Genomic DNA, 12,761 nt, shown 5'->3' with positions numbered 1-12,761 from the left:
TGTGTCCTCGGGGTTCGTGGTGCGGATCAGCGCTTGGTGGACGGACGGCCCTTGGCACGCGAGGTGCCGGCCGCCCGGCCGCGCTGACCGACCATACCCGCAGGCTGGCCGTCCTCCGCGAGCTCGCCCTCGGACACCGCGTCCGCGACCTCGCCCTTGGCGGCCGCGGCGGCCCGGTGCTGCAGGACGCGCTTGCGCAGCGCCTTCAGCTCCGGCTGCTCCTCCTTGAGCTGCGCCAGCAGCGGGGTGGCGACGCAGATCGAGGAGTAGGCACCGGCCGCGAGGCCGATGAACAGCGCCAGCGAGATGTCGTTCAGCGTGCCGGCGCCCAGGAGGCCACCGCCGATGAACAGCAGTGCGGCGACCGGCAGCAGCGCGACCACGGTGGTGTTGAGCGAACGCACCAGGGTCTGGTTGAGGCCCGCGTTGGCGGCCTCGCTGTAGGTGAGCTTGTTCTGCTTGGTGAGCCCCTTGGTGTTCTCCTTCACGGTGTCGAAGACGACGACCGTGTCGTAGAGGGAGTAACCGAGGATCGTCAGGAAGCCGATCACCGTACCCGGGGTGACCTCGAAGCCGACCAGGGCGTAGACGCCGATGGTGATCAGGAGGTCGTGGATGAGGGCGACCAGGGCGGCCACCGCCATCCGCCACTCGAAGGCGATCGCCAGGTAGGCCGTCACCAGGATCATGAAGATGATCAGGCCGGTGAGCGCCTTGTTGGAGATCTGCTTGCCCCAGCTCGGGCCGATCACCTGGGCCTCGACGGTGTCCAGCGGAACGCCGATCTTCTCGGCGAGCTGCGAACGCACCTCGTCGGAGCTCTTCGGCTCCTCGGTGCTGACCTGGATCCGGATCTTGCCGTTGTCCGTCGACTGCACCAGCGGGTGCGAGGAGACGACCTGGTCGGCCTTCTCCTGCGCCTGCGAGACGGTCAGACCGGGCTTGGCCACGGTGTAGACCGAGCCGCCCTTGAACTCGATGCCCAGGTGCAGGCCCATGGCCAGGCCGATCGCCGCGACCAGCACGATCACGCCGGAGATGGAGTACCAGAGCTTGCGGCGCCCGACGAAGTCGAAACTGACCTCGCCCTGGTAGAGCCGGTGGCCCAGATTGGAGAAGCGCGACACGGTGTCAGGCCTCCTTCACGGCGGCAGAGGAGGAGCTACGGCGACGGCTGCTGCGCAGCGGCGGGCGGGCGCCCAGCCGCTTCGGGTCCAGGCCGGACCACGGGTGGCCGTCCAGGAAGAACTTGCGACGGGCCAGCAGCGTGATCAGCGGCTTGGTGAAGAGGAAGATCACCACCACGTCGAGCGCGGTGGTCAGGCCCAGCGTGAACGCGAAGCCCTGGACCTTGCCGACCGAGACCACGTAGAGCACGGCGGCACAGAGGAAGGAGACGAAGTCCGAGACCAGGATGGTGCGCCGGGCGCGCGGCCAGGCCCGCTGGACCGCCGGGCGCAGCGGGGCGCCCTCGCGGACCTCGTCGCGGATGCGCTCGAAGTACACGATGAAGGAGTCGGCGGTGATGCCGATCGCGACGATCGCACCGCAGACCGCGGGCAGGTTCAGCGCGAAGCCGATCCCGCCGCCGAGCAGGCTCATGATCGAGTAGGTCAGGATCGCCGAGACGACCAGACCGGCGATCGAGACCAGGCCGAGGCCGCGGTAGTAGACCAGCGAGTAGGCGACCACCAGCAGCATGCCGATCGCGCCGGCCACCAGGCCGGCCTTGAGCTGGTCGCTGCCGAGCGCCGGGGAGACGGTGGTGATGTCGCTCTTGACGAACTCCAGCGGCAGGGCGCCGTAGCTCAGCACGTTGGACAGGTCCTGCGCCTCGGCCTGGGTGAAGCCGCCGGTGATGACCGCGGTGCCGCCCGGGATCGGGCCGTTGACCTGCGGGTGCGAGACGACCTGGTTGTCCAGCACGATGGCGAACTGGTTGGTCGGCGGGGTCTGGCTGGCCAGCTGGCCGGTGACCTTGGCGAAGGCGTCGGTGCCGGTGCCGTTGAACTGCAGCTGGACCTGCCAGCCCTGAGCGGTCTGGGTGTCGAAGGTGGCCTGGGCCTTGGAGACGTCCGCGCCCTTCACGGCCGCCGGGCCGAGCGCCAGCTTCTCGTAGTAGCCGTTCTTGCCCGCCTTCTGGGAGCAGGCGACGACGGCCTTGTCCTCGGGGCCGGTCTGCGCGGCGCGGACCTCGGGCTTGGAGCAGTCGAGGGCGGCGAAGGCGGCGGACAGCTCCGGCGGCACGGTGCCCTGGGTCATCGCGGCGCTGAGGTCGGCGGCGCTCGGCGGGGTGGCCGCGGCGCTCGGGGCGCCGGTGGCGGCGGCCGACGGCGCGCCGGCCGCGGGGGCGGACGGGGCCGTGCTCGCGCCGGTGGCGGCGGCCGACGGGCTGGCGCCCTCGGCGGCCAGTGCCTCGCCGACGGTGCGGCCCTGCTTGGTGGCGCTCGCGGTCGCGGACGGCGTGCCGGTCGCGGCGCCGGCGGCGGCCGACGGGGTCGCGGCCGGGGTGCCGGAGGCACCGGCGGACGGGGTGCCGGTGGGCGCCGGGACGGTGACGCCGCTGGGCGCCACGGCCAGGACCGGACGGAAGAACAGCTTGGCGGTGGTACCGACCTGGTCCGCCGCGTTCTGCCGGTCGCCACCCTTGGGGATGTTCACGATGATCGTGTTCTCGCCCTGGGTCTGGACCTCCGCCTCGGAGACACCCATCCCGTTGACACGGCGCTCGATGATCCCGGTGGCGATGTCCATGTTGGACTTGTTGATCGCCTTGGGGTCGGTCGACTTCGCGGTCAGCGTGATGCTGGTGCCGCCGGCGAGGTCGATCCCGAGCCGGGGCTTGGTGTTGCCCGTCCCGAACATGAGGGCGACCAGTCCGACGGTGACGACCAGGATGAGGGCCAGCGCCCGTCCTGGGTAGCCGTCGCGCGGGCGCGACTTGGGTGTTGCCACCTTGCTCGTTTCTCCCTGTCCATGCCACTTCCCCGACCGGACCCCCGTCCGGCTCGTGGCGGAACGGGGGTCCGGCGGTTCTGCGGCCCTGAGGTCCTGTGGGCTCGCGGCACTGCGCCGCGCGGCCGGGCGGGTTGCCCGTCCGTACTACTTGCTCGCGGGAGCCCCGCCCTCGGCATCGCCCTTCGCGGCGCTGTCCTTGGTCAGCGTCAGCGGCTTGTCCTCGACCGGCGCGGCGTCGGCGTCCTCGGCCTCCGGCTCGGGGAGCTCGTCGTCGGCGGGGCGGCCGTTGATGATCGCGTCGTACTCCTGGGGGTCCAGGACGGCCGCGATCGCGCTCTTGGTGAAGTGGGTGACCACGCCGGGCGCGATCTCCAGCTCGACGGTCTCGTCGTTGACCGCCTTCACCTGGGCGTACAGACCGCCGATGGTGCGCACTCCGGCCCCCGGCTCCAGCGCCGTCTGCATCTGCTGCATCTGCGACTGGCGCTTCTTCTGCGACCGGAACATGAGCACGATCGCGATGATCGGGAGGAGAAGGATGATGAGGTTCACTGCAGCCAGGGTCCTTTACGGGCCGCCGGCCGGCGGCCTGTGTGGTATTGGTCGGCCCGTCAGGTGAGAGGGGCGGTCCGGCGGAGTCTAGGCGACCCCGATTCGATCGGACAACGCCAAGCATCGCATCCTGCCGCCGAAAGTGGCGAGCCTCCGCCTGCACTGTTTCCCCGGGCTTCGATCCCGGCTCCTCCATGCGGCGCGGCGCCGCCGCCGGGCGGGAACCTCCGGGTCCGACTCACCCGTTCAGCCGACGGCGGTCAACTTTCGTCGGCGGGGAACAGCTCCGACTGGGCCGGCACGCTGCCGCGCGAGGTCTGGGCCGACCCTGCCTGGGCCGGCGGGGTCAGGCCCAGGTGCTGCCAGGCGGCGGCGGTGGCGATCCGCCCGCGCGGGGTCCGGGCGAGCAGGCCCTCGCGCACCAGGAAGGGCTCCGCCACCTCCTCGACCGTCTCGGACTCCTCCCCCACGGCGACCGCGAGTGTCGACAAACCGACCGGGCCGCCGCCGAACAGCCGCAGCAGCGCGTCCAGCACCGCACGGTCCAGCCGGTCCAGACCACGGGCGTCCACCTCGTAGACGTCCAGCGCCTGGGCGGCGATCTCGGGAGTGACCACGCCGTCGTGCCGCACCTGCGCGTAGTCGCGGACCCGGCGCAGCAGCCGGTTGGCGATGCGCGGGGTGCCACGCGAGCGCCCGGCGATCTCGGCGGCGCCGGCCGGGTCTATCTCGACGTCCAGCAGGGCCGCCGAGCGGTGCACCACCCGCTGCAGCTCGCTCGGGGCGTAGAACTCCATGTGCCCGGTGAAGCCGAAGCGGTCCCGCAGCGGGGGCGGCAGCAGGCCGGCCCGGGTGGTGGCGCCGACCAGGGTGAAGGGCGGCAGCTCCAGCGGGATGGCGGTCGCGCCCGGGCCCTTGCCGACGATCACGTCGACCCGGAAGTCCTCCATCGCCATGTAGAGCATCTCCTCGGCCGGCCGGGACATCCGGTGGATCTCGTCGAGGAAGAGCACCTCGCCCTCGGTGAGCGAGGAGAGGATCGCCGCGAGGTCCCCCGCGTGCTGGATGGCCGGGCCGGAGGTGATCCGGATCGGGGCGCCCAGCTCGGCGGCGATGATCATGGACAGGGTGGTCTTGCCCAGCCCGGGCGGCCCGCTCAGCAGCACGTGGTCGGGTGCGCTGCCGCGCTTGCGGGCGGCCTGGAGCACCAGGGACAGCTGCTCGCGCACCCGCTCCTGGCCGATGAACTCGTCCAGCAGCTTGGGGCGCAGCGCCGCCTCCACCGCCTGGTCCTCACCATCGGCGGCCGCCGTGACCAGCCGGTCGGCGGGTTCCGAGTCGTACATCGTCGCGGGCTCCCAAGTCTCCGTGGTCGACGTGGTCGACACGGTCGATACCGTCGATACGGTCGACAAATGGACAGATCGTCAGTTGGCCTCAGCGGGCCCGGTTGAGGCCGCGCAGCGCGAGCCGCAGCAGCGCCCCGACGTCCGGCGTCTGCTGCGCCTCCGCCTCCGGGGTGACGGCCGCGACCGCCTCGTCCGCCTCGCGCGGGGCGTAGCCGAGACCGGTCAGCGCGGAGTGCAGCTGCTCGCTCCACGGCGCCGGGCCGGCCGCGAGCGGCTTCTGCGCGGGCACCGCGCCGTGCGGGGCGCCGAGCTTGTCCTTGTATTCCAGCAACAGCTTGGCCGCCTTGGCCTTGCCGATGCCGGGCACGGCGACCAGCGCCTTCTCGTCCCCGCCGGCGACCGCGGCCCGCAGCGCGTCGGGGCTGTGCACCCCGAGGATCGCCTGCGCCAGCTTGGGGCCGACACCCGGCGCGGCCTGCAGGATCTCGAAGACGGCGCGCTCGTCGTCGTCCGCGAACCCGAAGAGGGTCAGCGAGTCCTCCCGGACCACCAGCGAGGTCGCCAGCCGGGCCGGCTCGCCCAGCCGCAGGCCGGCCAGGGTGTTCGGAGTGCACTGCACCGCCATGCCCACCCCGCCGACCTCGACCACCGCCGTCCCGGCGGAGATGGCCGCCACGGGCCCTTGCACGAAGGCGATCACCGGATTGTTCCTCTCAGGGGCGTGGAGCGCGGGGTGGAGCGGGGCGTGGCGCGGGCGGCCAGGACGGCAGCCTCAAGCCGGTTGGTCGCCCCGCCGCGCCAGATGTGGCAGATCGCCAGCGCCAGGGCGTCGGCGGCGTCCGCGGGCTTGGGCGGGGCGTCCAGCCGCAGCAGGCGCTGCACCATGGCCGTGACCTGGGCCTTGTCGGCCCGGCCGGAGCCGGTGACGGCTGCCTTGACCTCGCTCGGGGTGTGCAGGGTGACGGGGATGCCGCGGCGCGTCGCGCAGAGCATCGCGACCGCGCTGGCCTGCGCGGTGCCCATCACGGTGCGCACGTTGTGCTGGGCGAAGACCCGCTCGACGGCGACCAGGTCGGGCTGGTGCTCGTCCAGCCAGGCCTCGATCCCCTGCTCGACCAGGAGCAGCCGCTGCCCGATCTCGGCCTCGGCGGGCGTGCGCACCACGCCGACCCCGGCCATCCGCAACGGCCGGCCCGGCGCGCCCTCGACCACGCCGACCCCGCACCTGGTCAGCCCCGGGTCCACGCCCAGTACCCGCACCACAGCTCTGCCTCCCGTCGACTCGCCACTCACCGGAGTGACCTGCGCAGGCTATCGTTCGGGTCCGACAACGCGACCGACGACACCGGCCCGGCGGTCCTGGGACCACCGGGCCGGGCAGTGAGAACGATCACTCACCGTCGATCGATCGATGCCGTGTCACTCGGCGTCGAGCTGCGCACCGACCTCGTCGGAGATGTCGAAGTTGGCGAAGACGTTCTGCACGTCGTCGCTGTCCTCCAGGGCGTCGATCAGCTTGAGGATCTTGCGGGCGCCGTCGACGTCCAGCTCGACCTGCATGCTCGGGAGGAAGTTGGCCTCGGCCGAGTCGTAGTCGACGCCGGCGTCCACCAGCGCGGTGCGCACGGCGACCATCTTGGAGGCCTCGGAGACGATCTCGAACGAGTCGCCGAGGTCGTTGATCTCCTCGGGCTCCTGGTCGAGGACGACCTCGAAGAGCTTGTCCTCGTCCACGCCGTCGGCCTTGGGGACGATGACGACACCCTTGCGGGTGAACAGGTACGACACCGAGCCCGGGTCGGCCATCGAGCCGCCGTTGCGGGTCATCGCGACGCGCACGTCGGAGGCGGCGCGGTTGCGGTTGTCGGTGAGGCACTCGATCAGGACCGCGACGCCGTTCGGGCCGTAGCCCTCGTACATGATGGTCTGGTAGTCGGCGCCGCCGGCCTCCAGACCGCCACCGCGCTTGACGGCGCGGTTGATGTTGTCGATCGGGACCGAGCTCTTCTTCGCCTTCTGGATGGCGTCGTAGAGGGTCGGGTTGCCCGCCGGGTCGGGACCGCCGGTGCGCGCCGCCACCTCGATGTTCTTGATCATCTTGGCGAAGAGCTTGCCGCGCTTGGCGTCGATCACGGCCTTCTTGTGCTTGGTGGTAGCCCACTTAGAGTGGCCGGACATCGCCAGCTCCTTTACGTCGCCAAAGGGAAATGAACAGAAGAGATCTTACCGGTGTCGCCACCGGTGGTAGGACCGCCGTCACTTCGCGGCGCTGAGGTGCTCCTCGACCATCCGCACGAAGTACCCGTGCACCCGGTGGTCGCCGGTCAGCTCCGGGTGGAAGGAGGTGGCCAGCAGGTTGCCCTGGCGCACGGCGACGATCCGGCTCTCCGGGCCGTCCGCGGCGGGCAGCTCGGCCAGGACCTCGACGCCCGCGCCGACCGCCTCGACCCAGGGGGCGCGGATGAAGACGCCGTGCACCGGCGCGTCGTCCATGCCCTTGAAGGCGATCCCGGACTCGAAGGACTCGTTCTGCCGGCCGAAGGCGTTGCGGCGCACCGTCATGTCGATGCCGCCGACGGTCTCCTGGTCCTCGCGGCCGTCGAGGATCTTGTCCGCCAGCATGATCATGCCCGCGCAGGTGCCGTACACCGGCATCCCGGCGGCGACGCGCTCGCGCAGCGGGCCCATCACGCCGAACAGCAGCGCCAGCTTGGACATGGTGGTCGACTCCCCGCCGGGGATCACCAGCGCGTCGACCTCGGCCAGTTCCTCGGCACGGCGCACCGGGCGGGCGAGCGCGTCGGCCTCGGCCAGCGCCACGAGGTGCTCGCGGACGTCGCCCTGCAGGGCGAGGACGCCGATGACTGGAGTGCTCACGGTCTTCAACCTCAATCGATCGTTACTACGGGAGTACGTGGCGCGGCCCGCCGCAGGCGCCGAGGCGCTGCGGCGGGCCGACTCGGAAGCTGCGGGATTACCAGCCGCGGTTGGCGTAGCGCTCGGTCTCCGGCAGGGTGTCGCAGTTGATGCCGACCATGGCCTCGCCGAGGTTGCGGGAGGCGTCCGCGATGATCTTCGGGTCGTCGAAGAAGGTGGTGGCCTTCACGATGGCGGCGGCGCGCTTGGCCGGGTCGCCCGACTTGAAGATGCCGGAGCCGACGAAGACGCCCTCGGCGCCCAGCTGGCGCATCAGCGCGGCGTCGGCCGGGGTGGCCACGCCACCGGCGGAGAACAGCACGACCGGCAGCTTGCCGAGCTCGGCGACCTCCTTGACCAGCTCGTACGGGGCGCGCAGCTCCTTGGCGGCGGCGTACAGCTCGTTGTTGTCGAAGCCGCGCAGCTTGGCGATCTCGTTCTTGATCTGGCGCAGGTGGCGGACGGCCTCGACCACGTTGCCGGTGCCGGCCTCACCCTTCGAACGGATCATGGCCGCACCCTCGGCGATGCGGCGCAGGGCCTCGCCCAGGTTGGTGGCGCCGCAGACGAAGGGAGTGGTGAAGGCCCACTTGTCCGAGTGGTTGACCTCGTCGGCCGGGGTCAGCACCTCGGACTCGTCGATGTAGTCGACACCCAGCGACTGCAGGACCTGGGCCTCGACGAAGTGACCGATGCGGGACTTGGCCATCACCGGGATGGAGACCGCCTCGATGATCTCCTCGATCATGTTCGGGTCGGACATGCGGGCCACGCCGCCATCCTTGCGGATGTCGGCCGGAACCCGCTCAAGCGCCATGACGGCCACCGCGCCGGCGTCCTCGGCGATCTTGGCCTGCTCGGCGTTGACCACGTCCATGATCACACCGCCCTTGAGCTGCTCGGCCATGCCGCGCTTGACCCGGGCGGTGCCGATCTGCGGCTGGTCTGCGGTGGTGGGGGTGGTGGACACGTGAGACCTCACTCGAAGATGAACCAGTGCTATCGCCCTATGGTAGGCGGACGGAGTGGCACCTCCATGTGCCACCCAGTCCAGCCCGAACGACGGGACACGACAAACGGGCCGTATCCGTGGAACACCCTAAGCAGGCGCCCCCTCGGGCGTGAGGGCGGGCGGCGGGGCGTCGTCCATCTCGAAGGCCATCGGGAACGGGGCCTTCCCGGCCAACCGGAAATACCGCACCAACCGGTGCTCGCGCACCGCCCGCGCCGCCCGCACCGCGTCGTTGTGGAACCGCCGGGCCATCGGCACCCGGCGCACCGCGGCCGTCAGATCACGAACCGCGTCCTCGCCACCCGGCTCCGCCACCAGCGCCGCCACCTGCTCCGGCTCCTCCAGCACCGCCCGCAGCGCCAGGCTCAACTGGCTCTCCGCCACCTCGCGCTGCTCGTCGTCGGCCTGCCGGGCCGCGTGCGCCGCGTCCAGCAGCAGCAGCGAGGCCGCCGGGTCCAGCAGCGAGGACGTCGCCAGCTCCATCGCCACCGAGGCCCGACGCACCAGCTGCGCGTCCAGCGCCGCCCGCGCGGCGTCGATCCGGGCGTGCAGCCGGTCCAAGCGGCCGGCCGTCCAACTCAGGTACATGCCGAAGAGCACCACGGCCACGCCGGCCCAGATCCAGGTAGTCACGGGGCGCAACGCTACCGGGTGTCACCGGCTCAGCCTGCGGCGGTCGTGCTGCGGTAGCTCTCCCGATCGATGTCCGAGATGTTCACCGCGGTGTACAGCCGGGTGCCGGCCGCCGGCGCGACGTGCTCGGCCAGCAGCGCCAGTACGCCCTCGCTGAGCGCCGCCTTCGCCTCCGGCGTGCGGCCCGGGAAGATCTGGAACTCGACGTACACCTGCGCGGCGGGCTCCTCGGCCTCCCCCACCACGAAGTCGTCGCTCGCCCGGAACAGCGTCTTGCACGCCTCCGGCTTGGCGTCGATCGTCTTCACCGCGAGCCGGTTGATCGCCAGGCCCAGCGCCCGGCGGTCGAAGGAACCGGCCAGGCCGGACGAGTAGTCGACGGAGATCTGCGGCATCGTTGCCCCCATGGTTCACAGCGGTACGGTCGCCCGACCCTAACCCCGCGGACAGCCGGGGTCAGTCCCGGGCCAACCCGAACCGGCTCCACCGCCCGCTGCGCTCGTCCTCCTCGACCACCGCTGCGGCCCCCGCCGTGACCGTCTCGTACACCGCCAGGATGTCCGCGCCGACCGTCGACCAGTCGAACCGCCGCACGTGCCGCGAGGCCGCCTTCCGCAGCTCCTCCAGCCGCGCCGGATCGCCCAGCAACCGCAGCGCCGTACGGGCCAGCGCGTCCGCGTCCTCCACCGGGAACAGCTCGCCGGCGTCCCCGCCGTCGAGCACCTGCTTGAACGCGTCCAGGTCGCTCGCCAGCACCGGGGCGCCCGCCGACATCGCCTCGACCAGGATGATCCCGAAGCTCTCGCCCCCGGTGTTCGGCGCCACGTACAGGTCCACGCTGCGCAGCAGCCGGGCCTTCTCCTCGTCGCTCACCATCCCGAGGAACTCCACCTGCCGGCGCACCTCCGGCGCCAGGCCCGCGACGGCCTCCTCCTCGTCGCCCTTGCCCGCCACCAGCAGCCGCACCCCCGGACGCTCGGCCAGGATCCCGGGCAGCGCCGCCAGCAGCGTCGGCAGGCCCTTGCGCGGTTCGTTGATCCGGCCGATGAAGCCGATCGTGCCCGGCTCCCCCTTCGCCGCGTGGCCCATCCAGCGCCCGTCCGGCTCCGCGTCCGCGAAGAAGCCCACGTCCACGCCGTTGGGGATCACCACCGCGTCCCCGCCCAGGTGCTCCACCAGGGTCCGGCGGGCGTACTCCGACACCGCGATCCGGGCCCGCATCTTCTCCAGGCCGGGCTGCAGGATCGGCGAGGCCGCGATCATCGCCCGCGAGCGCGGGTTGGAGGTGTGGAAGGTCCCCACCATCGGCCCGGTCGCCGACCAGGCGGCCAGCATCGACAGGCTCGGCGAGGCCGGCTCGTGCACGTGCAGGATGTCGAAGCGCCCGTCGTGCAGCCACCGCCGCACCCGCGCCGCCGACAGGATGCCGAAGCTCAGCCGCGCCACCGACCCGTTGTACGGCACCGCCACCGCCCGCCCGGCCGAGACCACGTACGGCGGCAGCGCCTCGTCGTCCTCGGCCGGCGCCAGCACCGACACCTCGTGCCCCAGGCCGATCAGATGCTCGGCCAAGTCCCGGATGTGGAACTGGACCCCACCGGGGACGTCCCAGTCGTACGGGCAGACGATGCCGATCTTCACGGGTTCCTCAAGCTCCTTCGGACAGTCGTACCGGCTCAGCACCGGCCGGAACAGCGACCGGACGGGTTTCAGGACCCGGAGGCCTCGGCCGCCGGCTCCGGAGCCGCCTCCGTGCGCACCGCGGCCGCCTCCTTCACCGTCTCACGGACGGGAAGGTCGGCGAGCCAGAACTTCTGCAGCATGTGCCAGTCCTGCGGGTACTCGCGGATCCCGCGCTCCCACACGTCCGCCATCGCCTGGGTCATCGCCTGCGTGCGCTCCTTGCGGTTGCCCTCCTCGGGCACCGCCACCTCGGGGTGGATCCGCGCCCTCATCACCGGACCGTCGTACCAGAGCGTCACCGGCAGCAGCGCCGCCCCGGTCCGCTGGCACAGCGCCGCCGGACCGGCCGGCATCCGGGTCGCCTCGCCGAAGAACGACACCCCGATGCCCGCCTCCGACAGGTCCCGGTCCCCCACCAGGCACACCAGCCGGCCCTCGCGCAGCCGCCGCGCCAGCGTGCCGATCACGTTCACCCCGCCACCGGTCAACGCCAGGACCTCCATGCCCTGGCCCTCCCGGAACGCCACGAACCGGTCGAACAGCCGCTCCGGCTTCAACCGCTCGGCGACCGTGGTGAACGGGTAGCCCTGCTGCGCGACCCAGGTACCCGCCAGGTCCCAGTTCCCCATGTGCGGCAGCGCTATCACCGCGCCCCGCCCGGCCTCCATCGGCGCCCGCAGGTGCTCGAAGCCCTCCACCCGGACGTCCCGCGCCACCCGCTCCCGGCTCCACACCGGCAGCCGGAACGACTCCATCCAGTACCGCAGGTAGGAGCGCATCCCGGCCCGCGACAGCGACCGCAGCGCCGCCTCCTCCAGCCCCGGCCGGACCCGGCGCAGGTTCGCCTCCAGCTGCAGCACCCGCTTGCCGCGCTTGCGCCACGCGTAGTCCGCCAGCCGGTCGAACAGCCCCCGCGCCACCGGCTCCGGCAGGTGCTTCAGCACCCCCCAGCCCAGCGCGTACGCCCAGTACACCAGTCGGTCCGTCACCGCAGGACGCCCCCCATCAGCTCCCGGCCGCCGCTCGGTCGGCCTCGAACGCCTCGCGGCGCACGGTCAGCATCCGCTGGAACACCGTCACCAGGCTGCCCGCCGCGACCAGCCACAGCGCCACCGGCAGCAGCCACTCCACGTACGGCACACCGAACTTGTGCAGACCCGCGACCCCGGCCGCCACCAGGCTCGCCACCAGCCGCTCGGCCCGCTCCACCAGCCCCGACACATCACACGGCAGGCCCTGGCTCTCCGCCCGCGCCTTGGTGTACGACACCACCAGTCCGCTCGCCAGGCAGAAGATCGCCACCGCGCACAGCAGGTTGTCGTCACCCTTGCCCGCGTACCACATCGCCAGCCCGCCGAAGATCGCCGCATCCGCGACCCGGTCCAGCGTGGAGTCCAGGAACGCCCCCCACTTGCTGGTCCGGCCCAGCTGGCGGGCCATGTTCCCGTCCACCAGGTCGGAGAAGATGAACAGCGTGATCGTGATGGTGCCCCAGAAGAACTCCCCACGCGGGAAGAACACCAGCGCACCGGCCACCGAACCGGCGGTACCGATCAGCGTCACGGCGTCCGGGCTCACGCCCAGCCGGATCAGGAACGCGGCGAACGGGGTCAGAACACGTGTGAAGAAGGCACGCGCGTATTTGTTGAGCATGGCCT

14 protein-coding genes are annotated in these 12,761 nt (G+C 71.7%); all 14 read right to left on the bottom strand.

Translation table 11 applies throughout. The annotated features are described in order from the left end of the window. Positions 1-26: 26 nt before the first annotated feature. Entirely contained in the window at positions 27-1,127 is a 1,101-nt protein-coding gene (secF, locus tag CRP52_RS26570) for a protein translocase subunit SecF (RefSeq protein ID WP_097238689.1), read from the bottom strand. Between the two features lie 4 nt (positions 1,128-1,131). Next, positions 1,132-2,955: a protein translocase subunit SecD gene (gene secD / locus CRP52_RS26565; protein WP_373560524.1), complete on the bottom strand. Its 1,824-nt coding sequence runs from the start codon at positions 2,953-2,955 to the stop codon at positions 1,132-1,134. Between the two features lie 147 nt (positions 2,956-3,102). Further along, on the bottom strand, positions 3,103-3,510 hold the full coding sequence (yajC, locus tag CRP52_RS26560; RefSeq protein WP_097238688.1) for a preprotein translocase subunit YajC: 408 nt from the start codon (positions 3,508-3,510) through the stop codon (positions 3,103-3,105). Positions 3,511-3,770: 260 nt separating this feature from the next. Then, positions 3,771-4,856 carry a Holliday junction branch migration DNA helicase RuvB gene (gene ruvB, locus CRP52_RS26555; RefSeq protein ID WP_097238687.1) on the bottom strand — a complete coding sequence of 362 codons (1,086 nt, stop codon included), beginning with the start codon at positions 4,854-4,856 and terminating at the stop codon, positions 3,771-3,773. Between the two features lie 91 nt (positions 4,857-4,947). Then, positions 4,948-5,559 (bottom strand): Holliday junction branch migration protein RuvA, encoded by a 612-nt coding sequence (gene ruvA / locus CRP52_RS26550; protein ID WP_097238686.1) that lies wholly within the window; start codon positions 5,557-5,559, stop codon positions 4,948-4,950. Next, complete coding sequence (gene ruvC, locus CRP52_RS26545) at positions 5,556-6,119, bottom strand: crossover junction endodeoxyribonuclease RuvC (protein WP_097240362.1); 564 nt, start codon at positions 6,117-6,119, stop codon at positions 5,556-5,558. The genes ruvA and ruvC overlap by 4 nt, the downstream gene beginning before the upstream one ends. 159 nt (positions 6,120-6,278) lie before the next feature. Further along, positions 6,279-7,037: a YebC/PmpR family DNA-binding transcriptional regulator gene (locus CRP52_RS26540; RefSeq protein ID WP_049651428.1), complete on the bottom strand. Its 759-nt coding sequence runs from the start codon at positions 7,035-7,037 to the stop codon at positions 6,279-6,281. 78 nt (positions 7,038-7,115) lie between these two features. Continuing rightward, positions 7,116-7,736 (bottom strand): pyridoxal 5'-phosphate synthase glutaminase subunit PdxT, encoded by a 621-nt coding sequence (pdxT, locus tag CRP52_RS26535; protein ID WP_097240361.1) that lies wholly within the window; start codon positions 7,734-7,736, stop codon positions 7,116-7,118. Positions 7,737-7,833: 97 nt separating this feature from the next. Then, the gene (gene pdxS / locus CRP52_RS26530) at positions 7,834-8,745 is read right to left on the bottom strand and encodes a pyridoxal 5'-phosphate synthase lyase subunit PdxS (RefSeq protein ID WP_063346811.1); all 912 of its coding nucleotides are present in this window, start codon (positions 8,743-8,745) and stop codon (positions 7,834-7,836) included. Between the two features lie 129 nt (positions 8,746-8,874). Continuing rightward, positions 8,875-9,420 (bottom strand): hypothetical protein, encoded by a 546-nt coding sequence (locus CRP52_RS26525; RefSeq protein ID WP_257032868.1) that lies wholly within the window; start codon positions 9,418-9,420, stop codon positions 8,875-8,877. 29 nt (positions 9,421-9,449) lie between these two features. Continuing rightward, positions 9,450-9,815 carry a 5-carboxymethyl-2-hydroxymuconate Delta-isomerase gene (locus CRP52_RS26520; RefSeq protein ID WP_097238685.1) on the bottom strand — a complete coding sequence of 122 codons (366 nt, stop codon included), beginning with the start codon at positions 9,813-9,815 and terminating at the stop codon, positions 9,450-9,452. 61 nt (positions 9,816-9,876) lie between these two features. Beyond that, on the bottom strand, positions 9,877-11,061 hold the full coding sequence (locus tag CRP52_RS26515) for a glycosyltransferase family 4 protein (RefSeq protein WP_097238684.1): 1,185 nt from the start codon (positions 11,059-11,061) through the stop codon (positions 9,877-9,879). 68 nt (positions 11,062-11,129) lie between these two features. After that, entirely contained in the window at positions 11,130-12,092 is a 963-nt protein-coding gene (locus CRP52_RS26510; RefSeq protein ID WP_257032867.1) for a phosphatidylinositol mannoside acyltransferase, read from the bottom strand. Between the two features lie 16 nt (positions 12,093-12,108). Next, positions 12,109-12,756, bottom strand: a complete 648-nt coding sequence (gene pgsA, locus CRP52_RS26505; RefSeq protein ID WP_097238683.1) for a phosphatidylinositol phosphate synthase — start codon at positions 12,754-12,756, stop codon at positions 12,109-12,111. Positions 12,757-12,761: the final 5 nt, after the last annotated feature.

Source organism: Streptomyces sp. 1331.2 (genome assembly GCF_900199205.1).
Taxonomy (GTDB): domain Bacteria; phylum Actinomycetota; class Actinomycetes; order Streptomycetales; family Streptomycetaceae; genus Kitasatospora.
The sequence above is the reverse complement of the archived record's forward strand: the minus strand, read 5'-3'. Positions and strand labels throughout refer to the sequence as shown.

Coding starts and splice junctions, on each gene's coding strand:
- CRP52_RS26520 (WP_097238685.1), bottom strand. CDS start 9,815: ATGCCGCAGATCTCCGTCGACTACTCGTCCGGCCTGGCCGGTTCCTTC.
- CRP52_RS26540 (WP_049651428.1), bottom strand. CDS start 7,037: ATGTCCGGCCACTCTAAGTGGGCTACCACCAAGCACAAGAAGGCCGTG.
- ruvB (WP_097238687.1), bottom strand. CDS start 4,856: ATGTACGACTCGGAACCCGCCGACCGGCTGGTCACGGCGGCCGCCGAT.
- pgsA (WP_097238683.1), bottom strand. CDS start 12,756: ATGCTCAACAAATACGCGCGTGCCTTCTTCACACGTGTTCTGACCCCG.